The sequence below is a fragment of the Streptomonospora nanhaiensis genome (assembly GCF_026642255.1).
Classification (GTDB): domain Bacteria; phylum Actinomycetota; class Actinomycetes; order Streptosporangiales; family Streptosporangiaceae; genus Nocardiopsis; species Nocardiopsis tropica.
In genome coordinates this window covers 67,869-94,128 of the sequence record NZ_CP113264.1, presented here as the reverse complement: position 1 = coordinate 94,128, position 26,260 = coordinate 67,869, and the positions used below count along the sequence as shown (strand labels likewise).

The following is a 26,260-nucleotide window of genomic DNA, read 5'->3' as shown; positions in this document are numbered from 1 at the left end:
AGGAAACCCACGTCGAGATGAATCACGGGGTGGGGCTGGCGCTCCGGCGCACGGATCGCTGTCGTGACAGGGATTCGGGGGTTGAAGAGGTTTTTGTAGTTTTTTGGGACGCAGGTGGCTGGTGGGAGATGTCTGTCACCCGCGCCCCACCAGTGACGCCCGTGCGCACCGCGGCCGCCACAGGGGACTCCTCCGCCCCGGCGTCCTCTCCCTCCTCGGGATCCGGCGCCTCGCCACGGTGCAGCGGCACCGTGAAGCGCATCCTGGTCCCCCGCTCCAACCGCTGGGCGGTCACGTCCCCGCCCTGGTCGCGGGCCAGCTGCCGCACGATGTACAGACCCAGCCCCAGCCCGCCGAAACCGGTCTCCCCGTCCCCGCGCGCCCCCGCCTGCACGAAGCGGTCGAAGATCCGCTCCTCGTCCCCCGGGCGCAGCCCCACGCCCTCGTCGTCCACGGTGACCGCGACGGCCTCCTCCTCCGCCCGGGCGGTCACGTGCACGTGGCCGCCCTCCGGCGAGAACTTGAGGGCGTTGTCCAGCAGCTGGTCCATGATCATGCCCGTGGCCAGGGAGTCCCCCGCCGTCGCGGGGAGCTCGTCGGGCCCGTCCAGGGAGACCTCGTGCCGGTCCGAGAGCGGCCGGAACGCGCTGACCGCCTGCCTCAGCACGTCGAGCAGGTCGAACCTGTCCCGGCTGACCCGGATCTCCCCGCGCGAGACGTCCGATCCCAGCTGGAGCCGGTCCACGAGGGTCACCAGTGCCGAGGACCGGTCCGCGATGGTGCCGACCGCCTCGTACTGGGAGTCCGGGGTGAGCCGCGCCCACTTGCGCATGAGGGTGGTCGCGTAGCCGTGGATCACCGTGATGGGGGTCCGCAGCTCGTGGCCGCTGGTGGCCAGGAAGTCCTCGCGCTCCTCCTCCATGGCCTTCTGCGCGGTGATGTCGCGGAAGTCCACCACCCACTCGTGGGTGCGGGGGATCCTCGCCATGAGGATCTCCAGCCAGCGGCCGTCCTTGAGCTTGTGCTTGACGGGCTGGCCGTGGCACGCGGGCAGGGGGAAGGGCGGGTGCCGGCCCTCGACCGCCTCCAACGGGTAGCCGGTCAGCTCCACCGCCGAGCGGTTCCACTTGCGCACCCGGCCGCCGAAGTCCAGCACGGCGATCCCGTCGGCGCTGGAGTCGGCCACGGCCTGTTCGTGGACGCGCTGGAGGTTGAGCTCCTCGTAGGCCAGGGCGTTGCCGATCGCCACCCCGGCGTGCGCGGCGAGGAGTTCGAGCAGCTCCAGCTCGATGTGCCCCACCTTGCGCTGGCTGTAGAGCGCGTAGAGGGCGCCGTACGGGCGGCCGTGCACGTTGGTCACGCACAGGGCGATGGTGTGGAGGCCGGGGAGGTCGGCCCAGACCAGGTCCTGGAGGCCGCGGGTGTCCTCGTTGGCCAGCAGGACGGACTTGCCGCTGCGCAGCAGCTCCCCGAACAGGCTGTCCTCCAGCGGGGCGGTGAACCCCTGGAGCTCGTCGGACAGGGCCGAGATGCTCACCAGCTCCACGCGGTCCTCGTCGAGGAGGACGAACCCTCCCGCGTCCGCGCCGGTCAGCTCGGTGATGCCCCGGGAGATCCGGTCGAGCACCGACTTGAGGCTGAGGTCCGCGTTGATGTCCACGACCACGTCGGTGAGCCGGCGCACCAGCCTGGCCCGCTCCATGGCCGAGCGCTGCGCCTGCACGTCGTTGTCGGAGGGGTGGATGTTGAGCACCCAGCCGAGGAACCGGCCGTCGGCCCCGGCCACCCGGTTGGCGCCGATCCGGACGTCGAGGACCGTGCCGTCCCTGCGCACCCGGCGCGTGTACACCGCCAGCGGGTTCCCGGCTCGCACCTGTTCGAGCACCGCGCCGTGCTCGCCCTTCAGCTCGGCGGGGACGATCGGCAGCTCGCCGCCGAGCACCTCGTCCGCGCTCCAGCCGAACATGCGCTCGGCGGCCGGATTCCACACGGTGACCCGGAGCTCGCTGTCGAGACCGACCACCGCGTCCGCTGACGAGGCCAGCACGGCTTCGGCGCTGAGGGGCGCGCGCTCGGAACTCACGACGTCATAGTGCCACCCGAAAGCCGCCGAGTGGCAGGGCTTTGCACAATCCGATCAAATTCCGCCCCGAAGGAGACTCACAGGACCCTCGGCTCCTCGCCGGAGCCCGCCTCCATGGCGCGCCCGGCGTGCTCCCAGGCCCGCATCCCGCCGGACACGTTGACCGAGTCCCAGCCGGCCTGGTTCAGCGCCGCGACGGCCTGGGCGGAGCGGCCGCCGACACGGCAGACCACGTAGACCCTCCTGTCCTGCGGGACCTCGGAGGCCCGCTGCCCCAGCTCCCCGAGCGGGATGTGGACGGCCCCGGGCGCGCGGCCCGCGTTCCACTCGTCGTCCTCGCGGACGTCGAGCAGGTAGGCGCCCTCGGGCACCTCGGTGGCGCCGGTCTCCGGAACACCGTTCCCGAACATTGTGACCCCCTGTGTCGTGATGATGTGAAAAATGTGAGGAACCGGGGAACCCGGCACGGGCGCGCCACGTCGAAGCGGTATGTCACTGCACACCCTCGCGACGGCTCTGCCGACCCGCCTCGCCGCTCTCGCAGCCCTCGGCCTGCTTATCACGGCCTGCGGCAACGATCCCGCAGAGGTGAACGCTCCGGCACCCGAGTCCGACCAGACCACCGAACCCTCCTCCCCCGGCGACGGGGAGGAACAGGGAGACGACGGCGCGACCGGCGGCGGCGACGCCGAGGTCGAGCTGACGATCGAGCGCTCCCTGAACGACGAGGAGTCGCTGTCGCCCGAGTCCGGCTACGAGGAGGGGACCTGGACCCTCACCTGTGCGCCGGTCGGCGGCGACCACCCCGACCCCGAGGCGGCGTGCGCCCGGATCGACGAGGTCGGCGCGGAGCCGTTCGTCCTCGACACCAGCGACATGATGTGCACGATGATCATGGGCGGCCCCGAGGTCGTCCGCGTCACCGGGCACGTCGAGGACACCGAGGTCGACACCGAGTTCAACAAGGTCGGCGGCTGCGAGGTCGACCGCTTCGAGTCCGTGGACACGGTCCTCAACCCCTGACCGGGGCGCCGGCGCGCGGGGGCCCGGCCCCGGGGCCCCGGCTCCCGCGCGCCGTCAGGGTGTCCACGGGGTGGCCCAGAAGGCGACCTCGTGGCGCATGCCCTCCAGGAAGAAGCGCTCCGCGCGCTCCGGGTCGGGGCGGGCCTCCTCCAGCATGCGCCCGTACCGCTCCGTCAGCCGCGTGAAGCCGGGATCGGCGTAGGTGTCGACCCACCGCCGGTAGCGCGGCTCCTCCGGGCGGTTCCCGGCGAGCGCCAGCCCCAGCTGGTTGTAGCCCCACATGCAGGGGTAGACGGCGGCGAGGCCGTCCCGGTAGTCGGCGGCGGCGTCGAGGAGCCACGACGTGTACGCGGCGCAGGCCGGGCCCTTGTCCTTCACGGTCAGGTCCGCGCCGAACTCCCCGGAGAGGGAGCGGTGCAGCTCCAGCTCCTCGTTGAGGGTGCTGTGCGCGATGCCGACCAGGTCGGCGAGGTGGCCGTCGGGCGCCTGCCAGGCCAGGCGGGAGAAGGCGCGCGCGTAGTCGAGCAGGTAGAGGTGGTCCTGCTCCAGCCAGTAGCGGAAGGCGCGGTCGTCGAGGTCTCCCCGGGAGATGCCCGCGACGGTCGGGTGCGCCAGCTGCTCGGCGACCAGCGGTCGCCCGATCTCGTGAAGTCGTTCGGTGATTCCCACGCCCGAAGTGTCCCATCCGGGCGTATCCGTGCGTGCGGCGGCCGTCCCCGGCGCCACACCGTCCGATCGGACTCCCGGTGACGATCGGTTCACGATCTCCCCGCCCGGGACCGCCGTCCGGGGCGGAGCCGCGCCGGACCCGGAAGGCCCGCCGACAGCGAAGCGGCCCTGGTCACCAGGTCTACTGGTGGCCAGGGCCGCTTCGGATAAAGTGGGCGAGGAGGGATTTGAACCCTCACATCCTTTCGGACACACGGACCTGAACCGTGCGCGTCTACCGTTCCGCCACCCGCCCGGATGACTCGCATTCAGTTGTGTGGCCAGGTGATCCGGGCTTTTCGTCCGTTTCCCCTGGCGACATGGATAAGGCTAGCACGGTCTGAACGTGGGTCGCACACCGATTTCGGCCCCTCCTCCGGGGCCTTCCCGGACCCCCTCCCGGGGGTGCGCCTGAAACCAGGGACACCCGGGCCCGGTTACGATCGTCTACACATACGAAGTGGAGTACAAAAGGGAGGTACCTCGTGGGAGTGCTCCAACGCTTCGAGCGCAGGCTTGAGGGCATGATCGAAGGCACCTTCGCGATGGCCTTCAAGTCCGAGCTCCAGCCGGTCGAGGTGGCGAGCGCCGTCCAGCGTGAGATGGACGAGCGGGCAGCCATCGTCGCCCAGGGCCGCACCCTGGTCCCGAACGACTTCATCGTCGAGCTCGCGGCCAGCGACAAGGAACGGCTCGAAGTCTACGCCGACAGCCTCGGCCAGGAACTGTCCAAGCTCGCCCGTGACTACGCGACGGAGCAGGGCTACTCCTTCGTCGGTCCGGTCCGGGTCCACTTCAGGTCCGACGAGGGCCTCAAGACCGGCCGCTTCCGCATCCGCTCCGGCGTCGTGCGCGGCACCATGGTCGGTCCGGAGGGAGAGGTCCGACAGCCCGTCGGCGACCCCGGCCAGCCCGCCGGCCAGCAGCAGAGCGGGCGTCCGCGCCTGCTGATCTCCCCGGGCGGCGCCACCGCGGAGGGCAGCATCGCCAGCCACGGCATGCAGCAGTCCTTCGAGCTGACGACCCCGGTGACCCTCCTGGGCCGCGGCACCGACTGCGACCTCCGACTGGTCGACAACGGTGTCTCCCGTCACCACGTCGAGATCCGCCTGGACGGGGACGAGGCCGTCCTCGTGGACAAGGGGTCCACGAACGGGACCTTCGTCAACGGCCAGCAGGTCAGGCAGGCCCGTCTGGTGGACGGCAGCAGGATCAGCCTCGGCCGCACCACCATGACGTTCCGACGCGACTGAGAACCCCGCCACAATCGACCGATCAGGCCCGGCGCGAACCGCAACCAACACCGTTCCGTCGGCGTCTGACAGGTCGTACCCGGGGCGGGTCGAATACGGACCTGCTGTCGGATATCCGGTCGGGAAGGTAGTCTCCGCGAAGACCTGACCGATCGGGCACACGGACCGCGGCCGCAGGCCGCGACCAGCGACCTCGACACTCACCGACCCGAAGGTGGGGAAGACACGGTGGCGGCGCCGATGACCGCTACCCCGGCCGAAGCACGACAGGGGCTGAAGAGCAGTTCGATGTCCAACTTGACCCTCATATTGATCAAGATCGCGTATCTCGCGGTGCTTTGGCTGTTCGTCCTCACGGCGGTCGGCGTCATTCGCACGGACCTCTTCGGCCCGTCCAAGAAGAAACCGCGGAAGAAGCCCCGGCCCGGCCCGCGCCCCGCCCAGCGCAGGGAGGCGCCCGCCCCCTCCCACTCCCAGGCCCGGCCTCAGCGCAAGCGCCGCAACGAGCCGACCGTGCTGGCCGTGACCCAGGGGTCCCTCTCCGGCACCACCGTCGACCTGGGGTCCCAACCCATCACCATCGGACGCGCCCCCGACTCGACGCTCGTCATCACCGACGACTACGCCTCGGGCCGGCACGCGCGCGTCTACTCCGAGAACGGCCGCTGGTTCGTCGAAGACCTCAACTCGACCAACGGCACCTACCTCGGCCAGCAGAAGCTGAACCGCCCCCAGCCCATCACGGTGGGTCAGCCCATCCGTATCGGCAAAACCGTCCTGGAACTGCGCAAATGACAATCGCTCTCCGATACGCGGCGTACTCCGATGTTGGATGCCTCCGCGAAGGCAACGAAGACTCCGGCTACGCCGGCCAGCACCTCCTCGCTGTGGCCGACGGCATGGGCGGTTACGCGGGCGGTGAGGTGGCCAGCTCCATCGCGATCTCCTCGATCCGCCGCCTCGACTCCGAGACCCACACGTCGGACGAGATGCCCGAGGTCCTCCAGCGCGCCGTCGAGCAGGCGAACGCCTCCCTCTCCCGCCGGATCATGGAGGAGCCGCAGCTGGAGAACATGGGCACCACCCTGACGGCCATGCTGTGGTCCGGCGCCCGCGTCGCGCTCATCCACATCGGCGACTCGCGCGCCTACCTGCTGCGCGGCCCCCGCTTCGAGCAGATCACCCACGACCACACCCTGGTGCAGACCCTGGTGGACGAGGGCAAGATCACCGAGGAGGAGGTCGCCACGCACCCGCAGCGGTCCCTCATCCTGCGCGCCCTGGACGGCAAGAGCCCGGTCGACCCCGACATCTCCATCAACGACGCCAAGGTCGGCGACCGCTACATGCTCTGCTCCGACGGGCTCTCCGGGGTGGTCAGCAAGAAGACCATCCACGAGACCCTCGCGACCGAGTCCGACCCGCGCGGGGCGTCCAAGAAGCTCATCGAGCTGGCCATCCGCGGGGGCGGCCCGGACAACATCACCGTGGTCGTCGCCGACGTCATCGAGACCGACACCGACCGCGAGGGCCCCACGCCCGCCGCCCAGGTCGTCGGCGCCGCCGACCAGCAGCCCGACGCCGCGGAGCAGGGCAACGACTCGCCCGCGAGACGGGCGCAGGAACTGCGCGGCACCGGCGGGGACACCGCCGAGATGGACCCCGTGCGGGACGACGCCCCGGGCGAGCCCGCCTTCCAGGAGCAGTACGGCGGCTACGACGGCTACGAGTCGCCGCCGGCCGACCGGCGGGGCCGCTCCGAGCCCGACGCCGAGTACCGCACCAGGCGCTGGTGGCCGATGGTGCTGGTGTTCGTGGTCGTGGTCGCGGTCGTCGCCGGGGCCACCTACTACTTCGGCCGCCAGTACGTGGACAGCCAGTACTACGTCGGCCCGTCCTCCAGCGGCAACGTCGCGATCTACCAGGGCATCAACACCGACATCGCCGGCTTCAGCCTGTCGGACGAGCTTGAGGACACCGAGATCGCCCTCGACTCCCTGGCGGACGCGGACCGCGACGCCGTGGAGAACACGATCCCCGCGGAGAGCCTCGAGGCCGCGCGGGAGAGCGTCGAGAGGCTGAACCAGGGCTCGGGCCCCGCCGGCGGCGACCGGGGGACCGGCTCCGAGGAAGGGACCGGGTGAGTCCGGCTTGAGCAGCACGTCAGCACCGGAGGCGCCGACCGCGCTGCCCCCGGTCAAACGGCGCAACGCCGAACTGGTCCTCACCGTCATCGCGATCCTCATCACGATGGCGGGCATCGCGATCGCCGGACTCAACCTCAACGGCAGGGTCCCCTCCGCGATGTGGACCGTGGGCCTGACCTTCGGCGCCCTCTCCGCCGTCGCCCACGTGGCGATGCGCTTCCTCGCCCCCTACGCGGACCCGCTGATCATGCCGTGCGCCCTGTTCCTGAACGGGATCGGCGTGGCGATGATCTGGCGCCTGAACGCCTCCCACGAGGAGAACATCGAGGGCGCCGGCGTCGGCATGCAGCTTGTCTGGACCGCGGTCGGCCTGATCTGCTGCTTCCTGATCATCGTCTTCCTGAAGGACCCCCGGATCCTTCAGCGCTACACCTACATCAGCGCCCTGGTCGCGATCGTGCTGCTGATGCTCCCGATCATCCCGGGCCTGGGCCACGCCGTCTACGGCGCCCAGCTGTGGATCAAGATCGGTCCGTTCACCATGCAGCCGTCGGAGTTCGCCAAGATCGCCCTGGTGATCTTCCTGGCGTCCTACCTGATGAGCAAGCGCCAGGTGCTGCAGATCGTCGGCAAGCCGATCAAGGTCGGCCGCTTCACCCTCATCGAGCTGCCCCGCGCCCGCGACCTGGCCCCGATCCTGGTCGGCTGGCTGCTGGCGATCGGCATGCTGGTGGTCCTGCGCGACCTGGGCACCTCCCTGCTGCTCTTCGGCACGTTCCTGGCGATGCTGTACGTGGCCACTCAGCGCTCCTCGTGGGTGACCATCGGCCTGGTCATGTTCGCCGGCGGCGCGACGCTCGCCTACTTCCTCTTCTGGCACGTCCGGGCCCGCGTCAACATCTGGATCAACACGTTCGACCAGGAGGTCTACGAGGCGGTCGGCGGCAGCCAGCAGCTCGTGGAGGGCCTGGTCGGGATGGCCTACGGCGGGCTCTTCGGCACGGGCATCGGCGGCGGCCAGGCCCACAACACCTTCGCCGCGGACAGCGACTTCATCCTCGCGTCCATCGGGGAGGAGCTCGGTCTGACCGGTCTGCTGGCCGTGCTCATGGTCCTCGGCCTCCTGGTGGAGCGCGGCATGCGCATCGCGCTCGCGGCGACCGGACCGTTCAACAAGCTTCTGACGAGCGGCATCGCGTTCGTCCTCGCATACCAGGTGTTCATCGTGCTCGGCGGCATCTCCCGCGTCATCCCGCTCACCGGTTCCACCACGCCGTTCATGGCCGCCGGCGGTTCGGCGCTGATGGCGAGCTGGATCATGATGGGCATCCTGCTCCGCATCAGTGACAACGCGCGCCGCCCGGCACCGCAGTCGATCCAGGACGAGGGCGCGACCCAGGTGATCCGACGATGAACACACCCATCCGCAGGCTGAGCGTCTTCGCCCTGATCCTCATCGGGATCCTGATGCTCAACATCACCTGGATCCAGGGCTTCCAGGCGGACTCCATCCGCGCCGACCCGCTCAACCGGCGCACGTACAGCGAGCGCCTCAGCGAGCCGCGCGGCCCCATCCAGGTCGCGGGGGAGAACGTCGCCTTCTCGGAGAACGTCTCCCCGGAGGGCGAGCCCGCCCGCTACCAGCGCGAGTACACCGGCGGCGGCCTGTACACGCCGATCGTCGGCTCCTTCCGCACGTACGGCGCCTCCGGTGTCGAGGACACCGAGAACACCCTGCTCGACGGGTCCGACGACCGCCTGGCCGTGCGCAACTTCCGCGACATCATCACCGGCCGCGAGCCCGAGGGGGCGCAGGTCCAGCTGACCCTCGACCCCGAGGTGCAGGAGGCCGGCTACGAGGCCTTCGCGGGCCTGGGCGGCAAGAACGGCGCGGCCGTCGCGATCGACCCCAGCACCGGGGCGGTCCTGGGCGCGGTGTCCTACCCGTCCTACGACGCCAACGAGGTCGTCAGCATCACCGACCTCGAGGACGCCACCAACAACTACGTGGCGCTGGAGAACGACCCGGCCAAGCCGCTGCTCAACCGGGCCCTCAACGAGCGCTACCCCCCGGGGTCGACGTTCAAGGTGGTGACCGCCGCGGCGGCCATCGAGACCCTCGACGCGAGCCCGGACAGCACCATGGACGCGCCCGACCGGCTGTCGCTGGGGCACGACCTGCCCAACGCCACCCCCGGCGGGACCTGCAACGGCGGCCAGCCCGACACCCTGGCCCACTCCATCCAGATCTCCTGCAACACCTCGATGGCCAACTGGGCGATCGAGATGGGCGGCACCGCCCTCTCGGAGCAGGCCACCAAGTTCGGGTTCAACCCGCCGGAGGGGGAGGAGCTCGAGATCCCCCTCGGCGTGACCCCGAGCTTCGCGCCCCCGGAGGAGGACCGCAACATCCTCGGCCGCGCCGGCATCGGCCAGTCCAACGTCGAGGCGACCCCGCTCCAGATGGCGATGGTGGCCGCGGGTGTGGCCAACGGCGGCGAGGTCATGCGACCCTACGTGGTGGACGCGGTACGCGACTCGGACCTGTCCGTGATCACGCAGACCAGTCCGGAGAGCTACTCCCAGGCCGTCAGCGCCAGTACCGCCCAGGACCTGACCGAGATGATGGTCCTGGTCACGGGCGAGGGCGGTTCGGGTACCAACGCGGCGATCCCCAACGTCCAGGTGGCCGGCAAGACCGGCACCGCCGAGACGGGCACGGAGAGCACACACAACTGGTTCATCGGTTTCGCCCCCGCCGACGACCCGCAGGTCGCCGTCGCGGTCGTCGTCGAGTTCGGCGGCGGCAGCGGAAACGAGCTCGCCGCTCCGATCGCCCGTCAGATGATGGAGGCAGTGGTTCAGTAGTGAGTGCCTACGAGCCGTCTTCCCGGAACGGTCCCGGTGATCTCACCGGGACCGTTCTGAGCGACCGTTACCGCCTGGAGGAACAGGTGGGTTCGGGAGGCATGGGTACGGTCTGGAAGGCCACCGACACCCTGCTCAACCGGCCCGTCGCCGTGAAGCTCCTCCACCCCTCGCAGATGGCCGAGCCCACCGCGCGGGAGCGGTTCCGCACCGAGGGCCGGATCACCGCCGGCCTCTCGCACCCCGGGATCGCGCAGGTCTTCGACTACGGCGAGGAGGACGGCCGCGCCTTCCTGATCATGGAGCTGGTGGTCGGCAACCCCCTCTCCCAGGTCCTGCGCGAACAGGGCCACCTCAGCCCGGACCAGACCCTCGACTTCGTCTGCCAGGCGGCCAAGGCGCTCGCGGCGGCGCACGCACGCGGTGTGGTGCACCGCGACATCAAGCCGGGCAACCTGCTGGTCACCCCGGACGGGCAGCTCAAGCTGACCGACTTCGGCATCGCCCGCGGCGACATGTCGGTGACCCTCACCCAGACCGGCATGGTCATGGGGACCGCCCAGTACATCTCGCCCGAGCAGGCGTCGGGCCGCCCGGCGACCTCCTCGTCGGACCTGTACGCGCTCGGCGTGGTGGCCTACGAGTGCCTGGCCGGGACCCCGCCGTTCACCGGCGACAGCCCGGTCGCGCTGGCGCTCGCCCACACCCGCGACGAACCGCCGGAACTCCCCGACGACATCCCGGCCGACATCGACGACCTGGTGACCTCCCTGCTCCTCAAGGAGCCCGAGGAGCGACCGGCCTCGGCGAGCGAGGTCGCCCACCTGGCCGCGGTCATCCGCTCCAACGCGGGCACCGGGCCACCGACCCCCTCCGCGGGGTTCAACGGCATGGCCCAGACCATGGTGGTGGGCGCGGTCCCCGACCCCGGGACGGGGCCGGTGTCCCGGCGAACCGCCGGTCAGGCGGCTGTGACCCCGGTGGGGGAAGAGGACTCCGCTAGGCTTGCAGGGTCCTCCGAACGCCGGATCAGCGCCTCCGTGGTGCTCGCCGCGGTCGCGGCGACGGTCCTGATCGTCGCCGCGGTGGTGGCCGGCTTCCTCTACGGGGGCAACCGCGAGGTGGACCCCATGCGTGACGCGGTGGAGCCGCCGGCCACGAGTCCTTCGCCGTCCTCCTCACCTTCGGAGGAACTGGAGGAGTCCGCCCCGGTGGACGTCCCCGTGGTGCCGGACAACCAGCCGGACTGGTCGCCGGAGACGGAGTCGTCCCCGACGACGGAGCCATCCCTCCCGGAGGAGGACGAAGAGGAGAGCAGTCCTCCCGAGGGCGGCGAGGACGACGGGTCGGAGGAGGAGACACCGGGCGAGGAGGAACCCCCGCCCCCGGACCCGGGTGGCGAGGACAACGGCGGAGGACCTCCCCCCGACAGCATCTCGATACCGAGGCAATGAGCGAGAGACGCTCAGGGTAGGCGGCGGCCCACGGGCGGCTTCCGGAAGACACAAGGATCAGTGCACGACATGTCCCAGCCCCGGCTCCTTGGCGGACGCTACGAGCTCGACGTCGTCGTCGGGCGCGGTGGCATGGCCGAGGTCTACCGCGCGCGCGACCTGCGGCTCGACCGGCTCGTCGCCATCAAGACCCTCCGACACGACCTGGCACGCGACCACGTGTTCCAGGCGAGGTTCCGGCGTGAGGCCCAGTCGGCCGCCTCGCTGAACCACCCGGCCATCATCGCCGTCTACGACACCGGCGAGGACATGGTCGAGGGGGTGTCCATCCCCTACATCGTCATGGAGTACGTGGACGGGCGCACCCTCAAGGAGCTCCTGGACGACGACCGCAGGCTCCTGCCGGAACGCTCCGCCGAACTGGTCGACGGCATCCTCAAGGCGCTGGAGTACAGCCACGACAACGGGATCGTCCACCGCGACATCAAGCCCGCGAACGTGATGCTGACCCGCAACGCCGAGGTCAAGGTGATGGACTTCGGCATCGCCCGGTCGATGAACGACGACCAGGCGACCATGACCCAGGCCTCGCAGGTCATCGGCACCGCCCAGTACCTGTCGCCCGAGCAGGCGCGCGGTGAGCGGGTGGACCCCCGCAGCGACATCTACTCGACAGGCTGCGTGCTCTACGAGCTCCTCACGAGCCGGCCGCCGTTCACCGGCGACTCCCCCGTGTCGATCGCCTACCAGCACGTGCGCGAGGACCCGGTGCCGCCGACCGAGGTGGACCCGCAGATCCCCGACTGGCTGGAGGACATCACCCTCCGGGCCATGACCAAGGACCGCGAGGAGCGCTACCAGAACGCCGCCGAGATGCGGGCGGACATCCAGCGCGGCCTGGCGGGGATGCCCACGCAGGCGGGCACCATGGCGATGGCCACCGCCGGGGCGACGACGGCGCTCCCCCCCGCGAACGACCGGTACGACGACTACGACGACCGGTACGAGGACGACCGCTACGACGACGATCGGTACGACGACGACCGGAAGAAGGGCGGCGCCGGCAAGGCCGCCCTCTGGGTCCTCCTCGCCGTCGGCGTGATCGCCTCCCTGATCCTGGTGTTCGTCCTGTTCAACCGGGGTCCCGCCGAACCGGAGACGGTGCCGGTGCCGTCGGTCGCCGGATCCACCGAGGAGGAGGCCCGGGCGGCCCTCACCGAGGCGGGCTTCGAGGACGTCACCTCCGAGCCCCGGGCCGACGACGAGGTCGAGGAGGGCACGGTCATCGAGACCGACCCGCCCGCCGAGAGCGAGACCGCGGTGACGGAGGAGATCGTCCTCTTCGTCTCCTCCGGGCCTGGCGACGTGGCGATCCCCTCCGTGGAGGGCCAGAGCGAGGCCGACGCCGTCAGCACCCTGAACGAGGCGGGCTTCGAGAACGTCACCCCGGAGCAGAGGTCGGACGACAGAGTCGCCGAGGGCAGCGCCATCGGCACCGACCCGCCCGCGGGCGACGACGCCTCCCCGGACACGGCGATCACGCTGTACATCTCCTCCGGACCCGAGCAGGTGGCGGTGCCCGACCTCCGCGGCATGACCCGCGGGGGAGCCGAGTCCGCCCTGGGCCAGGTGGGCCTGACCGCCTCCTTCCAGGAGCAGGAGACGGCGGACGAGCCGGAGGGCACGGTCATCTCGCAGTCGCCCGAGGCGGCGCAGATGGTCGCGCCGAACACCACGGTGACCGTCACGATCGCGACGGCCCCGGCGGAGGAGGAGCCGCCGACGGAATCCGAGGAGCCCCCGCCGGGCGAAGGGGGGACCCCGCCGGGCCAGGGGGGGACGCCGCCGGGGCTGGAGGGGCCGGACGGCTTCGTCTTCCGCCCGCAGGACTTCCGTCCGCAGGAGTGGCACCCGGCCTGGCAGTAGGAGCTCCGCAGAGCGGGACGGCGGGCCGCACCCCGAGGGGTGCGGCCCGTCCGCCGTTCCGGCCCCGTGTGGCCTGGGGCGTTCCGGGGCCGGCGGCCGCGCCCCGGATCCCGGGCGTCCCACCGGTGACGGGGGCTCCCCCCTGGGCGTAGACTGTGTTCTCGTTCCGAACCGCCCCACCGTACTGGAGCAGCGACCGTGCCCAAGTCCCGCAACGATCGCAAGAAGAAGGCTGTCTACACTCCGCCTCCTTCCAAAGAGAAGCCGAAGGTCAGTCCGCGTTGGCTCGTGCCGACGATGCTGGGCTTCTTCGCCCTCGGCATTCTCTGGATCGCGGTCTACTACATCGCGGGCGACCACGTCCCGTACATGCAGGACTGGCACAACTGGAACCTGCTGATCGGCTTCAGCGGGATCATCGTGGCCGTCGTCCTCTCCACGCGCTGGCACTGACCCCCGCCGAGCGAACGCCCGACCGACCCGACGCCCCCGGGGCGAGCGGTGTCTCGGACGTGCGCGGAACGCAGCCGTCAACGGTCGTGCGAGCCGCGCCCCTTATAGGGCCTGAACAGCCCATATCCATGTTTTCCACAGGGTTATCCACAGGCTGTGGGTAGCTCTGTTCGCCATGCCCGCACCGGGGTGGACCCACGGAACGACGTCGGCCCCGGAGGAGAACCCCCCGGGGCCGACGAGGCACCGGCCCTCAGCCGAGGACGATCACCGGCGCAGCGGCCACCAGGACCGCGAGCAGGGCGACGAGCGCGGCGACCAGGAGGGCGTGCGTCAGCGTCCGGGACGACGCCTTGGCCTGCCTGCCCGGCAGGTAGGCGAACACGGCGCCGACGGCGAGCCCGGCCACCAGCCCTCCGATGTGCGCGGTCCAGGAGATGTTCGGGACCACGAAGGTCAACACGAGGTTGACCCCCATCAGCACGAGCACCATCCGCAGGTCCAGGCCGAGCCTCTTGCCGATCACGAGCACCGCGCCGAAGAGGGCGAAGATCGCGCCGGAGGCGCCGACGGAAAGCTGCGTGGGCGCCGCCAGGAGGCTCAGCACCGAACCGGAGAGCGCGCCGACCACCCACAGGGCGAGGAACCTCCCGTGGCCCAGCCAGCGTTCCAGCTGCGTCCCGAGGACGTACAGGGCGTACCCGTTGAACAGCAGGTGGAAGATGCTGCCGTGCAGGAACGCCGCGGTGATCAGCCGGTACCACTCGCCCGTCATCACACCGCGGAGCGTCCCGTCCTCCCACCGGCCGAAGCCGAGCATGGCGAACTCCCGGATCAGCCCGGAGTAACCCGCCTGACCGATGGGGTCGGACGTGCCCAGCTGGGCGATGAACCCGGCCGCCATCAGGCCCAGGAGCGTCCAGGTCACGTAGGGCTTGGCGACGGTCCGGCCCCCGAAGGGCGTCCGGGCCCGGCGCACGCCCCGGTTCCCCTCCGCGACGCACCGGGGGCACTGGAAGCCCACCGACGCCTCCACCATGCAGTCCGGGCAGATGGGCCGTTCGCACCTGGTGCAGCTGACCCCGGTCTCCCTGTCGGGGTGCCGGTAACAGGTGCGCGGGGCCGTCGGCCCCGGTTCCGGTGCCGCACCGGACGGAGGCGGGGGCGCGGTCATGGTCTGTCTCTCACTCCTCGGTGTCCTGGCCTGCTCGTCGGTCGGCTAGCGGGTGATCTCGATGCTGTTGATCACCACGTCCTCGCGGGGACGGTCCTGGGAGTCGGTGTCGACCTTGGAGATCGCGGTGACCACGTCGTCCCCCTCGACGACCTCACCGAAGATGGTGTGGCGGCCGTCGAGCCAGTACGGCTTCTCCACGGTGACGAAGAACTGCGAGCCGTTCGTGCCGGGGCCGGCGTTGGCCATGGCCAGCAGGAACGGACGGTCGAAGCGCAGCTTCGGGTGGATCTCGTCCTTGAAGGTGTAGCCGGGGCCGCCGCGGCCGGTGCCGAGCGGGTCCCCGCCCTGGATCATGAAGCCGTCGATGACGCGGTGGAAGATCGTGCCGTTGTACAGGCTGCTGTTGGACGGCTTGCCCGTGGTGGGGTCCATCCACTGCTTGGTGCCCTCAGCCAGGCCGATGAAGTTGGCGACCGTCTCCGGAGCCTCCTCCTCGAACAGCTTGACGACGATGGTTCCCTTGGAGGTGTTCAGCCGCGCAGTGGGCTGACCGTTGGAGTCCGACACCTACGTGCCTTTCGGTCGACTTCGTTTACGTGCTCACGTTACCCGTCCGCTTCCCGGGCTCGTCCGAAACCCGGCGGACCGTCCCGGAGCCGGGCAGTGTGGGGCGGAGCATGCCGGTGTGGTGTGAGGGACGGCGATACGTGGGAAGGAGGGGACGGAGAAGAATCCGTCCGTTGGTGTCGAAACTCCGATCGCCGACGGAGAGGACGTATGTTGAGATAACACCCGGATAACGGGGAAGGACGACGAGGAGCCGCCCATCGTGGCTCGACGCGTCGGCCACGCCGGGTGGGGACCGTAGGAACCGGTGAACGATCGAAGGAGCTGACGACGTGCCTAACACTGCCAAGCGTCGCAAGGAGGCCGAGGCGACCCTCGCCCGTCTGCAGGACCTTGCCAAGGAGCAGGCCGACCGGCTCGGCCCGTATGCCGACCAGGCACGGGACCAGGCTTCCCTGAGGCTCCTCCAGGCGCGTGGCTGGACCGCCCCCCGACTGGAGACCGCCGCGCTGCGCGTGGAGGACACCGTGGCGCCCCGCGTGGCCGGGCTCCTCAGCGCCGCGGCGCAACGCGTCGACCCGAACCCGGGTCGCAGAGGGCTGCGGCTGCTGAGCCGCGGAGGCCGCCGGATCCCCCGCGGGCTCCTGATCGGCGGCGCCGCCGTGGTCGGCGGCGTGGTGGTGTACTCGCTGATCCGCCTGCGGCAGGCGTCGCAGGACGCGGAGTGGCAGGAGCACCTGGACCAGGCCCGCGACCAGGTCCGCGAGACCCGCGAGAACCTGGAGGAGAAGGCCTCCGACGCGGCCGACAAGGCCACGGAGACCGCCAAGGCCGCCAAGGGCAAGGCCAAGGAGACCGTCCGCGCCGCCTCGGGCGACAACCGCGCCAAGGAGAACGGGCGCCCCGGCCGGTAGAGGCCGACCGACGGGTGCCCGGCAGGACGACGACACGACGACAGACGGACCACCGCGTCCGGCGGCGAGGGCGACCGGCCCCCGCCGACGCGGCGGTTTCATCCCTTCCGGCCGGGGCGGGTCCTCCCGCCCCGGCCCCGTCGTGCCGGGACCGGGGACGTGGGCCGGCTCAGTCGTCCTTGAGGAAGCGGTAGGGCGTCGGGTAGCGCCAGTTCCGCCCCGTGAGGCTGGCCACGGACGCGATGACCGGCAGGACGGCCCAGCCCAGGGCGATGGCAACGACCACGACGATCGGCAGGACCAGCCAGGCGAGCAGGAGGCTCGCGATGCCTCCGACGAGGCAGAAGAGCTGGAAGTTGAGGGACTCCATGGCCTGGCGCCGGACGTACGGCGAGATCTTGTCGCTGGCCAGGAACAGCACCAGGGGCGCCACCACGGGGAAGAGGTAGTTGCCGCCGTGCCCGACCGCGGCCACCACGCGTTCGACGGGGGTACTGGGCAGGGGCTCCCTGGGTCCGGGCCTCTGCCCGCCGCCTCCGCCGGGCGAGCCGAACGGGGACGCCCCCGATCCGGCGGTGGAGCCCTGAGGCGCCACTCCGAGGTCCTCGGTCAGAGGGGCCAGGTCGGCGCCGAACTTGGCCTTCATGGCCTTGCCGGTCCGCTCGTCGAGTTCCTCCTCGTCGAGCTGGCCCTGGCTGAAGGCCTCCTGCAACACCTGGATGACGGAGTCGCGTTGCGCGTCGGTGAGGCGAATCTGCGGCTGGGCCTGCGGTTCCCAGGGGCGTCTCGCCGGATACTGAGGGTCCTGCACAGCCACTCCCACTCCCAACGACGACGGGAGCACGGCCCAGTTCAGCCGTACTCCCACCATCATGCGTCACAGGTTCGGCCACCGCCATCGGGGCCGTCCCTGATCCTCCCCTGATCCTGCCCTCCCCCCTGGGGTGGAGGCGGACCACGACTTTCGTCTGCCCGACCGGGTCCGGGGACGCCCCTTCCCCGGAGGCCGGTCCGGCTCAGCCGCCCGCGCCGCGGATCAGGCCCGCACCACGACCGGGACCGGGGCCGCCTCCGCCACGTGGACCGGAACGGCCACGGGGGCGGCATCGGCCTCCGCGGCAGGGGTCTCCGCGGCGGTGCCGACCGGCGCGACGGCCCCCGAGCGGAGGTCGTCCTGCCGGGCCTGCTCCGCCTCGTAGCGGCGTTCGGCACTGGTCAGCAGCTCGTACCAGTTGACCACGTCCTTGCGGCGACGCAGGAGGGCACGGCGCTCGCGTTCGGTCATGCCTCCCCAGACACCGAACTCGATACGGCTGTCCAGCGCCTCCGCCAGGCACTGGGTACGCACCGGGCATCCCCGGCAGATCAGCTTGGCGCGGTTCTGCGCCGCACCCTGCACGAACAGGGCGTCAGGATCGATCTCCCGGCATTTGGCACGGGCTGCCATCTTCTCATTCCACATGTTGCCCCACTCCCAAGATCAGCATGTGTGGTGATCGGAAATCCGCCGACCGGCGCGACCGTCGGCGGTGAGGAGAAGCGGACCGATCCGATGACGGGGCCGGAGCACGTACGGGGGGCCGTACGGGCCGTCTTCGGCGGTCGATCGTTTCGGCGCGGTGTCTTCCTCGTTGTCGCTGGTGTCGAAACTACGGATCGTCCCAGTTCACCAACAGACCCCAAGAGGCCTATTTCTCATATGGCCCAGTAGGACCATTGCACTGAGAGGGAGTGTCATCATACACACACGCAGAGTCACCGCATGTGGTACGGGCGGGTCCACGTAACCGGAATGAAAGGTCATGGGCAGACCATTCACCGACAAGCCCTATGACCTGCGACTTCATGCCATCCCATGAGTGACTGGCCCCACCCGGACGCGCACGGCCGAAGTGGACTCTCCGTCATCCTTCTCACCCGAACGGACTATAGGCACTCCGGGTTCGCACGCGGGCCACCTCCCCAGGGCCCCCCTTTTCACATCACGGACGGCCGAACTTTGCGCTACTCATTGGTAACCGAACACAATTCCTACTTTCGAACCCCAGGTCCCATTGAATACGGGCACATGTCCCCATTCGGGTTTTTCTCCTTATAGCACTCATAGGGCGAACACCGGTCGACGGAACCGGCGGCTGGTCGGCCGGTCCGGCGGGCGCCTTCCCCGCAAGCGCGCCCGCACCGCGCCGTCCGTTCCCGCACCACGAGGTGAGCACCGTGACCAGCCCCGACCCTGACGACGCACCGCTCACCGACCAGGGAGAGGAAGCCGTCGACCACCAGGGCGACCACATGCACCGGCAGGACGGAGAGGGGGAGAACCGGTGACGACCGACCAGATGCCCGATCCCGGCCCCCTGCTCACCCCGGCGGAGGTCGCCCGCCTGTTCCGGGTGGATCCCGAGACGGTCACCAGGTGGGCGCTCGCCGGGCGGATCGGCAGCCTCATGCCCCCGGGCGGTCACCGCCGGTTCCGTGAGTCCGAGGTGCAGGCGCCCTCGCAGGGGCACCGCACGTGACCCCCACGCGGTCGGAAGAGCCCCGGACAACCCGGCAGGCGGGACCGGACGGTCCGCTCCTGCGCCGGACGGGACGCCGGCGTTCGCGTCTACATGAGGCCGGCGCGGCGGGCCAGGATGTGGACGGTGACGACGCCGACGGCGACCAGGGCCAGGACGGCCCAGATCCACCAGGGGGTGCCCTGGGAAAGGGTGCCGATGACGGCGGTGACCAGGGCGAGAGTGAGGGTCGCGTAGGCGATCCGGACGGCGGTCTTCGTGCTCATGGTCTGCCTTCCTGCTCGGGGGGTGGTGTGTGCGATCCTGAGAGGAGGGGCGGACCCGGGGTATCTCTCTTACCCCGGGCCCTCCCGTCAGCGCTTGTTACGGCGCTTGCGGCATGACCGACGCCGTCCGGTCCACAACCGGTCCAGGGACCGGAAACGCGAAACGGGGACCCCCGGTAGGGAGTCCCCGTCACAACGTCTGGTCTGCGCGTTCTCGCTGTGGAGCCAAGGGGAGTCGAACCCCTGACCTCCGGTATGCAAAACCGGCGCTCTGCCAGCTGAGCTATGGCCCCGCGGAACCCGGGCTTCAGGCCCGGGCCGCTATGCAGAGCATACCGTCCTCGGAGGCGTCTGCGATCATGCGGTCGCCGGGGAGGACCCGTGACAGCACAAAGCCGTGGGTCGCGCCACAGGATTGTCGGCCCACCCACGTCTTCGTGTCACTGATGAGCGGGATCCGGGACGGCGCGCGCCGCGCCCACCCCCGGTTCGCCCGATGGCGCCCACCCGGCCGCTCGCGGCTGCCGGGCGGCCCGGTGGTCAGCTCTCGCTGGCCGCCGTGGCCTCGGTCCACAGGTCGAGCTCGGCGCGGTCCGCCTGGATCTTGCGGTAGACGGCGAAAGCCCCGAGGGCCACCAGCGCCAGAACGATGATCTTCTTCACTGTCTGGACCCTTTCGTTGATCCGGTGCGTGCACACGGGCTCCCGTCAGGGGACGGGGGCTCCGTGGAGAACTTTATGAGGTTGTCACCTAGCAGACTAGCAAGCCATCGGGGGCGGTCCCTGCCACGGTGGACCGATTCGCACCAACTTCTGGCGTCGATCCCCCTGCCGGGGCGCCGACGGGGTCAGGTCAGCAGCGCCATCCTCCGCAGGATCCCGATGGTGGCCTGCGGAGACGCCGCTGTGCCGGTGAGTTCGGACCATACCTGTTTGCAGGCGCGGACGGATTCGTCCGACTCCACGATCGACCCTCCCTGGGTCGCGTCGACGTAGGCGAGCGCCGACTCGTCCTCGTCGAACTCCAGGACGGAGAAGGGGCCCGCCACCCCGCGGTGGGGCCCGGCCGAGGTGGGCAGCAGCTGCACCGTCACCCGGTCGGACCCGGTCGCCAGCTCGACGATCCGGGAGGTCTGCGCCCGCAACAGCTCCAGGTCGGAACCGATCCTGTGGAGGGCGTCCTCCTCGAGGACGGCGTGGTAGCGCTCGAGTCCGCCGTGGTCGAGGACCTCCTGGCGCTTGAGGTAGGCCGCGACCATGCGGTCGGCCCCCCGGTCCCCGTGCCCCAGGGCACGGGCCACCGAGGCGGTGTAGTCGGGCACCTGGAGGAGGTCGGGGACGAGGATGCCCGCGTACGTCTGGACGGACACGGCCCCGGCCTCGTTGCCGACGTAGGCGGAGGAGAGGACGTCCTCGTACTCGGTCCACCAGGGTCGGAGCCGGGACTCCCGGACCAGGGTCAGGATGGCCTCGCGCTGACCTCCCGTCACCCCGTACAGGCGGAGGAGGGCCGCGATCTCCATGACGGAGGGCCACTTGCGGATACCCGTCTCGATGTGTCCGAGCTTGGCCGGGGACCACTCCAGCTCCTCTGCGACATCGCTGAGGGTCAGGCCGGCCTGGACTCGGCGGCGGCGGAGTTCGGCGGACAGTCGCCGACGACGAACCGTGGGGCTGGTCATGAGGCTCATCCAATGACGCAGAGCGAAGATGGTAGGACACCAGCGAAACACGGCGCCTAGCATCTAGCAATGCGTTTCTAGAAAAGAGCAGCAGATTCGATGCATTACAGGTTCCCTCCTTCCACCCTCATGGGCGGCAAACCTGCCTTTTGTCACATTAAGTAGCCAGGTTGAGGAACTGGGAGGCGCATGTTCATCATCGAACACTCCAGGTTTTGTCCTTCTCCTCAGTCACAGTGACAACATGGACCACTCAGGGTCGAACAACACGGACCGACGGAGGCAGCCGAGGAGAACACCGGCACGAAGGGACGGGAGACCGCTGGAGGGCGACCCGGGCGGAGACGGGGTTCGGCATCGCCTGTCACCTATGTCTCACCCCGATACCAGCGGGAAGAAACCGCGTACGATGCTTGAGGTGCCTGCTGCGGCAGGCGTACCCGCACACATAGAGGAAACCCATGAGCTACCCCATTGACGACGCCGAGCAGCTGATCGCGAACGCGGAGGCCCAGATGCCGCCGAGTACCCGGTCCCGTCTCATCGCGAAACTCCGCATGGGGAGGCACATCGACGAAGCGGCGACCGAACTGGGCATCACCCCGAAGCAGGTCTTCTCGACCGCGCGGGTCCTCACAGCCTTCGGCGACCAGCTCGACTTCACGCTCACCGAGCAGCGGGACCCCTCCCTGCCGCACGGCACCGTCACCGGGTACAACAAGCGGTGCCGCTGCCCCGAGTGCCGGAGCGCCCTCCAGCAGCGCGTCTGAGACGTGGCGGGGGAGGAACCCGGAAAAGGTCCGCGAGGGGCTCAGCCCCGCTTGTCCACGGTTCCTCCACCTGCGCCAACGCGGTGTTAACCCAGTCTTCTCAAAGCAATTCGGCCACCGCAGGCTTATTGGTCCGCAGGCTGGGAAAACCGCAGAGCATGAACGAGCACGTGGACTGGTCGGCGATGAGCGAAGAAGACTTCGTTGCGCTGCTGCGGCAGCTCATCGACTCCCCCGAAGCCGACGAGGACTGAGAAAAAGCGGCTCCCCAATTCCGGCCGCCTCCCCCGCGCACTTCCGAGCGCCCCACCCAGGCGCTGTCTGTGCGGGACCCCGCCCCCTGGTGCATCCGGTCCCGCTGCGACGGGCGCCTCCTCCCGGTGCCCGCGGCCGGGTCCGGGGATGAGGCGCTTCCTGTGGTGCCCGTGCCGAGATCCCGAGCACGGCAGGCACGGTCACCCCGTGCGGCGCCCCCGCCGGCCGAGGTCGGCCCGGCACCGCTCCGGGACCGCCCGCGGGACGCGGAAGAGGGCCGGTGGCGCGTCCTGCCCCCCGAAGGCTCACGTCCCCCCGACGGGCACGGGCGGGGTCGTCGGGTGTGCGGCCCCGGCGACGCGCACGGAAAGCCCTCACCCGCCTCCTGGAGGCCGTGAGTGCCTGCGGGCCCCGTGTTGTCCACAGGCGGCAGCTCGTCCACAGGCGGCATCCTCCCCTGGCGCGGCACACCCCCACTCCGCTTTCCTGGAAACAGGGGGGCCACCCCACCCCCCACCACCACTCCTGCCCACCACCCGATTCACAAACGCACAAGCATGCGCGCAAAAAAGGAGGGGGCCGCCCACAAGGCAACCCCCTCCCCAACAAAAAACCGTGGCAGCGACCTACTCTCCCACCCCACCACAGGGCAGTACCATCAGCGCAAGGAGACTTAACGACCGGGTTCGGAAAGAGACCGGGTGTGACCCTCCAGCAATAACCACCACGGAAACCAACAACCCACCAGACCCACACCCCACACCACAACCCAGTGCAAGGGGATCACAGCGAGCCGAAACTCCGTGAAAAGTGTGCGCGAACATCCAATTATCTGCAGCGGACAAGCCCTCGGCCTATTAGTACCGGTCAGCTCCACCCCTCACAGGGCTTCCACACCCGGCCTATCAACCCCGTCGTCTACAGGGAGCCTTACCCTCTCAAAGGAGGCAGGAGACCTCATCTCGAAGCAAGCTTCCCGCTTAGATGCTTTCAGCGGTTATCCCTCCCGAACGTAGCCAACCAGCCATGCCCTTGGCAGGACAACTGGCACACCAGAGGTTCGTCCGTCCCGGTCCTCTCGTACTAGGGACAGCCCTTCTCAAGTCTCCAACGCGCACAGCGGATAGGGACCGAACTGTCTCACGACGTTCTAAACCCAGCTCGCGTGCCGCTTTAATGGGCGAACAGCCCAACCCTTGGGACCAACTCCAGCCCCAGGATGCGACGAGCCGACATCGAGGTGCCAAACCATCCCGTCGATATGGACTCTTGGGGAAGATCAGCCTGTTATCCCCGGGGTACCTTTTAGCCGTTGAGCGACACCGCTTCCACACGCCGGTGCCGGATCACTAGTCCCAGCTTTCGCTCCTGCTCGACACGTCCGTCTCACAGTCAAGCTCCCTTGTGCACTTACACTCAACACCTGATTACCAACCAGGCTGAGGGAACCTTTGGGCGCCTCCGTTACTCTTTGGGAGGCAACCGCCCCAGTTAAACTACCCACCAGACACTGTCCCCGAACCGGATCACGGTCCAAGGTTAGATGCCCGAAACAGTCAGAGTGGTATTTCACCAACGCCTCCACCGCCACTAGCGTGACAGCTTCACCGGCTCCCACCTATCCTACACAAACCATCCCAAACACCAATGTCAAGCTATAGTGAAGGTCCCGGGGTCTTTCCGTCCTGCTGCGCGAAACGAGCATCTTTACTCGTAGTGCAATTTCACCGGGCCCATGGTTGAGACAGTGGGGAAGTCGTTACGCCATTCGTGCAGGTCGGAACTTACCCGACAAGGAATTTCGCTACCTTAGGATGGTTATAGTTACCACCGCCGTTTACTGGCGCTTAGATTCCCAGCTTCGCAGGAGCGAACTCCCACTAACCGGTCCTCTTAACGTTCCAGCACCGGGCAGGCGTCAGTCCGTATACAGCGTCTTACGACTTCGCACGGACCTGTGTTTTTAATAAACAGTCGCTTCCCCCCGCTATCTGCGACCCCACCCAGCTCAGACCGCAAAGGCCATCACCAGACAGGGCTCCCCTTCTCCCGAAGTTACGGGGACAATTTGCCGAGTTCCTTAACCATGGTTCACCCGAACGCCTCGGTATTCTCTACCTGACCACCTGCGTCGGTTTAGGGTACTGGCCACACACGAACTCGCTAGAGGCTTTTCTCGACAGCATGGGATCACTCACTTCACCGAAAACGGCTCGGCATCACGTCTCAGCCTCAACAGGGGGCGGATTTGCCAACCCCCCAGCCTACACGCTTACCCCCGGACAACCACCGCCGGGTAGAGCTACCCTCCTGCGTCACCCCATCACTTACCTACTACAAGCTCGGATCCCAGACCAGCCACAAACAGAACCCGAAGGTCCCATAAGGAGCCGGCGTGGTTAGCATCACCTGATTCGATACTGGGCGCTCGTGCACGGGTACGGGAATATCAACCCGTTATCCATCGACTACGCCTGTCGGCCTCGCCTTAGGTCCAGACTCACCCTGGGCGGATTAACCTGCCCCAGGAACCCTTAGTCAATCGGCGGCAACGTTTCTCACGTTGCTTTCGCTACTCATGCCTGCATTCTCACTCGCACACCCTCCACCACACGATCACTCGGCAGCTTCACCGGATGCACGACGCTCCCCTACCACACCAACACAAGGTTGGCATCCACAGCTTCGGCGGTGTGCTTAAGCCCCGCTACATTATCGGCGCAGAACCACTTGACCAGTGAGCTATTACGCACTCTTTAAAGGATGGCTGCTTCTAAGCCAACCTCCTGGTTGTCTCAGCAACTCCACAACCTTTCCCACTTAGCACACGCTTAGGGGCCTTAGCTGATGATCTGGGCTGTTTCCCTCTCGACTACGAAGCTTATCCCCCGCAGTCTCACTGCCGCGCTTCACTTAACCGGCATTCGGAGTTTGTCTGACGTCAGTAACCTTGTAGGGCCCATCAGCCAAACAGTAGCTCTACCTCCAGCAAGAAACACGCGACGCTGCACCTAAATGCATTTCGGGGAGAACCAGCTATCACGGAGTTTGATTGGCCTTTCACCCCTACCCACACCTCATCCCCCAGGTTTTCAACCCTGGTGGGTTCGGGCCTCCACGAGGTCTTACCCCCGCTTCACCCTGGACATGGGTAGATCACTCCGCTTCGGGTCCACAGCATGCGACTCAAACGCCCTATTCAGACTCGGTTTCCCTACGGCTACCCCACCCGGGTTAACCTCGCCACACACCATGACTCGCAGGCTCATTCTTCAAAAGGCACGCCATCACCAAAGACAAGCTTCAGCTCTGACGGCTTGACAGCACACGGTTTCAGGTACTATTTCACGACCCCTCACCGGGGCACTTTTCACCTTTCCCTCACGGTACTAGTGCACTATCGGTCATCAGGACGTATTTTGGCTTAGCAGGTGGTCCTGCCAGATTCACACGGAATTTCTCGGGCTCCGCGCTACTCGGGAGAACACCAACGCCTAGACTCTTCCTTCACCTACGGGACTCTCACCCACTACGGTTCCGCTTCCCAACGGATTCAGCTAAAAGAATCACTCAGCGCTCCACGTCGGCAGACCTGGAAAGGTGCATCCCACAACCCCGCACACGCAACGACTGCCGTCTATCACACGCGCACGGTTTAGCCTCTTCCCCGTTCGCTCACCACTACTAGGGGAATCACTGTTGTTTACTCTTCCTACGGGTACTGAGATGTTTCACTTCCCCGCGTCACCACCAACTACCCTATACATTCAGGTAGCGGCAACCCGACACAACTCGGGCTAGGTTTCCCCATTCGGACACCCACGGATCAAAGCTCGGTTGACAGCTCCCCGTGGCCTATCGCGGCCTCCCGCGTCCTTCATCGGCGCCTGATGCCAAGGCATCCACCGTGTGCCACTATCACTTGGCCACTACAGATAACAAGATGCTCGCGCACACTATTCACAAGTCAAAACACCAACCGCACACCCTCGCACCACATCCCCCACCACCGGCCGGCACACTCACGTGCACCCACCCGCAACGAAGAAGAGTTCCTCGGGGCGGTCCGCGGGAAACAAACCGACCACCCGCCCCCACAAGGAGGGCCAGATGGTCGAGGTTGCTTCCTCAGACACCCAACAGCGCGCCCCCCGACGCTTCTAGTCGCCGGAGGCAAAGCCTGATTCCCTTACAG

General features: G+C 68.4%; 22 protein-coding genes, 2 tRNA genes, 2 rRNA genes and 1 pseudogene. 13 read left to right on the top strand and 14 right to left on the bottom strand.

Translation table 11 applies throughout. The features are described 5' to 3' along the window. Positions 1 to 22 precede the first annotated feature (22 nt). Both OUQ99_RS00415 and OUQ99_RS00410 read right to left on the bottom strand, forming a co-directional pair. Entirely contained in the window at positions 23 to 2,083 is a 2,061-nt protein-coding gene (locus OUQ99_RS00415) for a PAS domain S-box protein (protein ID WP_267947421.1), read from the bottom strand. Positions 2,084 to 2,160: 77 nt separating this feature from the next. Next, entirely contained in the window at positions 2,161 to 2,493 is a 333-nt protein-coding gene (locus tag OUQ99_RS00410) for a rhodanese-like domain-containing protein (protein ID WP_267947420.1), read from the bottom strand. A 79-nt stretch (positions 2,494 to 2,572) separates the two neighbouring features. Between OUQ99_RS00410 and OUQ99_RS00405 the strand changes: the two genes are divergently transcribed. Continuing rightward, complete coding sequence (locus OUQ99_RS00405) at positions 2,573 to 3,106, top strand: SSI family serine proteinase inhibitor (RefSeq protein ID WP_267947419.1); 534 nt, start codon at positions 2,573 to 2,575, stop codon at positions 3,104 to 3,106. Between the two features lie 54 nt (positions 3,107 to 3,160). Here the strand turns inward: OUQ99_RS00405 and OUQ99_RS00400 are convergent, their stop codons facing one another. After that, entirely contained in the window at positions 3,161 to 3,775 is a 615-nt protein-coding gene (locus tag OUQ99_RS00400) for a TenA family protein (protein WP_267947418.1), read from the bottom strand. A gap of 212 nt (positions 3,776 to 3,987) precedes the next feature. After that, positions 3,988 to 4,070 (bottom strand) — tRNA-Leu (locus OUQ99_RS00395). Between the two features lie 229 nt (positions 4,071 to 4,299). Between OUQ99_RS00395 and OUQ99_RS00390 the strand changes: the two genes are divergently transcribed. The 8 genes from OUQ99_RS00390 to OUQ99_RS00355 all read left to right on the top strand — a co-directional run bounded on the left by OUQ99_RS00390 (position 4,300) and on the right by OUQ99_RS00355 (position 13,915). Continuing rightward, complete coding sequence (locus OUQ99_RS00390) at positions 4,300 to 5,067, top strand: FhaA domain-containing protein (RefSeq protein ID WP_431061473.1); 768 nt, start codon at positions 4,300 to 4,302, stop codon at positions 5,065 to 5,067. Between the two features lie 288 nt (positions 5,068 to 5,355). Further along, positions 5,356 to 5,862: an FHA domain-containing protein FhaB/FipA gene (locus OUQ99_RS00385; RefSeq protein WP_267947417.1), complete on the top strand. Its 507-nt coding sequence runs from the start codon at positions 5,356 to 5,358 to the stop codon at positions 5,860 to 5,862. Next, entirely contained in the window at positions 5,859 to 7,211 is a 1,353-nt protein-coding gene (locus OUQ99_RS00380) for a Stp1/IreP family PP2C-type Ser/Thr phosphatase (RefSeq protein WP_267947416.1), read from the top strand. The genes OUQ99_RS00385 and OUQ99_RS00380 overlap by 4 nt, the downstream gene beginning before the upstream one ends. Before the next feature lie 7 nt (positions 7,212 to 7,218). Next, positions 7,219 to 8,628, top strand: coding sequence for an FtsW/RodA/SpoVE family cell cycle protein (locus tag OUQ99_RS00375; RefSeq protein ID WP_267947415.1), 1,410 nt, complete (start codon positions 7,219 to 7,221; stop codon positions 8,626 to 8,628). Further along, positions 8,625 to 10,082 carry a peptidoglycan D,D-transpeptidase FtsI family protein gene (locus tag OUQ99_RS00370; RefSeq protein ID WP_267947414.1) on the top strand — a complete coding sequence of 486 codons (1,458 nt, stop codon included), beginning with the start codon at positions 8,625 to 8,627 and terminating at the stop codon, positions 10,080 to 10,082. The genes OUQ99_RS00375 and OUQ99_RS00370 overlap by 4 nt, the downstream gene beginning before the upstream one ends. Then, positions 10,082 to 11,536 carry a serine/threonine-protein kinase gene (locus OUQ99_RS00365; RefSeq protein ID WP_267947413.1) on the top strand — a complete coding sequence of 485 codons (1,455 nt, stop codon included), beginning with the start codon at positions 10,082 to 10,084 and terminating at the stop codon, positions 11,534 to 11,536. Before OUQ99_RS00370 ends, OUQ99_RS00365 begins: the two co-directional genes overlap by 1 nt. 69 nt (positions 11,537 to 11,605) lie before the next feature. Then, the gene (gene pknB, locus OUQ99_RS00360) at positions 11,606 to 13,462 is read left to right on the top strand and encodes a Stk1 family PASTA domain-containing Ser/Thr kinase (RefSeq protein ID WP_267947412.1); all 1,857 of its coding nucleotides are present in this window, start codon (positions 11,606 to 11,608) and stop codon (positions 13,460 to 13,462) included. Between the two features lie 198 nt (positions 13,463 to 13,660). Next, entirely contained in the window at positions 13,661 to 13,915 is a 255-nt protein-coding gene (locus tag OUQ99_RS00355) for a cell division protein CrgA (protein WP_267947411.1), read from the top strand. A 253-nt stretch (positions 13,916 to 14,168) separates the two neighbouring features. Here OUQ99_RS00355 and OUQ99_RS00350 read toward each other — a convergent pair whose 3' ends face one another. Both OUQ99_RS00350 and OUQ99_RS00345 read right to left on the bottom strand, forming a co-directional pair. Beyond that, on the bottom strand, positions 14,169 to 15,089 hold the full coding sequence (locus OUQ99_RS00350) for a rhomboid family intramembrane serine protease (protein WP_267947410.1): 921 nt from the start codon (positions 15,087 to 15,089) through the stop codon (positions 14,169 to 14,171). 45 nt (positions 15,090 to 15,134) lie between these two features. After that, positions 15,135 to 15,659, bottom strand: coding sequence for a peptidylprolyl isomerase (locus tag OUQ99_RS00345; RefSeq protein ID WP_267947409.1), 525 nt, complete (start codon positions 15,657 to 15,659; stop codon positions 15,135 to 15,137). Positions 15,660 to 15,991: 332 nt separating this feature from the next. Between OUQ99_RS00345 and OUQ99_RS00340 the strand changes: the two genes are divergently transcribed. Further along, entirely contained in the window at positions 15,992 to 16,573 is a 582-nt protein-coding gene (locus OUQ99_RS00340; protein WP_267947408.1) for a hypothetical protein, read from the top strand. Between the two features lie 169 nt (positions 16,574 to 16,742). On the opposite strand, the gene OUQ99_RS00335 is transcribed toward OUQ99_RS00340, so the two are convergent. Together OUQ99_RS00335 and OUQ99_RS31530 are read right to left on the bottom strand one after the other, a co-directional pair. After that, positions 16,743 to 17,384, bottom strand: a complete 642-nt coding sequence (locus OUQ99_RS00335; protein WP_267947407.1) for a DUF1707 and DUF4870 domain-containing protein — start codon at positions 17,382 to 17,384, stop codon at positions 16,743 to 16,745. A gap of 342 nt (positions 17,385 to 17,726) precedes the next feature. Then, positions 17,727 to 18,035 (bottom strand): annotated as a pseudogene (locus tag OUQ99_RS31530) (WhiB family transcriptional regulator); the annotation flags it as partial. 877 nt (positions 18,036 to 18,912) lie between these two features. On the opposite strand from OUQ99_RS31530, the gene OUQ99_RS00325 reads away from it, so the two are divergent. Continuing rightward, complete coding sequence (locus tag OUQ99_RS00325) at positions 18,913 to 19,092, top strand: BldC family transcriptional regulator (protein WP_267950196.1); 180 nt, start codon at positions 18,913 to 18,915, stop codon at positions 19,090 to 19,092. An 89-nt stretch (positions 19,093 to 19,181) separates the two neighbouring features. On the opposite strand, the gene OUQ99_RS00320 is transcribed toward OUQ99_RS00325, so the two are convergent. The 4 genes from OUQ99_RS00320 to OUQ99_RS00305 form a co-directional block, all read right to left on the bottom strand. Beyond that, the gene (locus tag OUQ99_RS00320; RefSeq protein ID WP_267947406.1) at positions 19,182 to 19,358 is read right to left on the bottom strand and encodes a hypothetical protein; all 177 of its coding nucleotides are present in this window, start codon (positions 19,356 to 19,358) and stop codon (positions 19,182 to 19,184) included. A gap of 220 nt (positions 19,359 to 19,578) precedes the next feature. Next, positions 19,579 to 19,651, bottom strand: a tRNA-Ala gene (locus OUQ99_RS00315). Between the two features lie 247 nt (positions 19,652 to 19,898). Continuing rightward, complete coding sequence (locus OUQ99_RS00310) at positions 19,899 to 20,021, bottom strand: DLW-39 family protein (RefSeq protein ID WP_014912962.1); 123 nt, start codon at positions 20,019 to 20,021, stop codon at positions 19,899 to 19,901. Positions 20,022 to 20,206: 185 nt separating this feature from the next. Next, on the bottom strand, positions 20,207 to 21,040 hold the full coding sequence (locus OUQ99_RS00305) for a helix-turn-helix domain-containing protein (protein WP_267947405.1): 834 nt from the start codon (positions 21,038 to 21,040) through the stop codon (positions 20,207 to 20,209). Between the two features lie 461 nt (positions 21,041 to 21,501). On the opposite strand from OUQ99_RS00305, the gene OUQ99_RS00300 reads away from it, so the two are divergent. Beyond that, complete coding sequence (locus OUQ99_RS00300) at positions 21,502 to 21,810, top strand: hypothetical protein (RefSeq protein WP_267947404.1); 309 nt, start codon at positions 21,502 to 21,504, stop codon at positions 21,808 to 21,810. 128 nt (positions 21,811 to 21,938) lie between these two features. Beyond that, on the top strand, positions 21,939 to 22,064 hold the full coding sequence (locus OUQ99_RS00295; RefSeq protein ID WP_267950589.1) for a hypothetical protein: 126 nt from the start codon (positions 21,939 to 21,941) through the stop codon (positions 22,062 to 22,064). 614 nt (positions 22,065 to 22,678) lie between these two features. Here the strand turns inward: OUQ99_RS00295 and rrf are convergent. Together rrf and OUQ99_RS00285 are read right to left on the bottom strand one after the other, a co-directional pair. Beyond that, positions 22,679 to 22,794 (bottom strand): 5S ribosomal RNA (rrf, locus tag OUQ99_RS00290). Between the two features lie 107 nt (positions 22,795 to 22,901). Then, positions 22,902 to 25,994 (bottom strand): 23S ribosomal RNA (locus OUQ99_RS00285). Positions 25,995 to 26,260: the final 266 nt, after the last annotated feature.